The sequence below is a fragment of the Planctomonas deserti genome, from assembly GCF_003067705.1.
Lineage (GTDB): Bacteria > Actinomycetota > Actinomycetes > Actinomycetales > Microbacteriaceae > Planctomonas > Planctomonas deserti.
This window is the reverse complement of record NZ_QANL01000110.1, coordinates 1-606: the sequence shown is the minus strand read 5'-3', so window position 1 is coordinate 606 and position 606 is coordinate 1. Positions and strand designations below refer to the sequence as shown.

General features: G+C 68.5%; 2 protein-coding genes. Both read right to left on the bottom strand.

From position 1 onward, the window contains the following. Positions 1-331, bottom strand: a 331-nt coding sequence (locus DAI20_RS19805; RefSeq protein WP_240606146.1) for an alanine racemase, incomplete at its 3' end; no start/stop codon positions are given. After that, the coding region (locus DAI20_RS19800) for an FAD-dependent oxidoreductase (protein WP_159085148.1) at positions 310-606 on the bottom strand (297 nt) is incomplete at its 5' end. The genes DAI20_RS19805 and DAI20_RS19800, both read right to left, overlap by 22 nt.

Sequence of the window (606 nt, the reverse complement as noted above, 5' to 3'; positions counted from 1 at the left end):
ACGCGACCAGGGCTTCCAGCTGCCACGGCGAGCCCACCGCGAACCAGAAATCGTGTTCGGCCACCAGCGCCATGTCACTGGGCTCGAAGATGCCTTCCAGCAGCAGGATCGGCGCACGGATGCCGGCCTGGCGCAGTTCCAGCGCCTCTTCGATGGTGGCCACGCCGAAACCATCGGCCTCGCCTTCCAGTGCCTGCGCACAGCGCACTGCGCCGTGGCCATAGGCATCGGCCTTGATGATCGCCAGGGCCTTGCCACCGCCCAGTTCACGGGCGAGCCGGTAGTTGCTGCGCAGGGCGCCCAGATCGATCAGCGCGCGGGCAGGACGCATGTGCGGTTCTCTTGTTGCGGCGCGTGACCGTACTGGCCGTAGCGGAAAATATCCAGGCCTTCGGTGCTGATCTGCGGCTGGCGCGCGCTCATCAGGTCGGCCAGGTAGCGGCCCGAGCCGCACGCCATGGTCCAGCCCAGCGTGCCGTGGCCGGTGTTGAGGTACAGATTGCGGAACGGCGTGGCGCCGATCACCGGCGTACCGTCCGGCGTGGCCGGGCGCAGGCCGGTCCAGAACTGCGCACGCGACAGGTCACCGCCCTTCGGGTAGAGGTC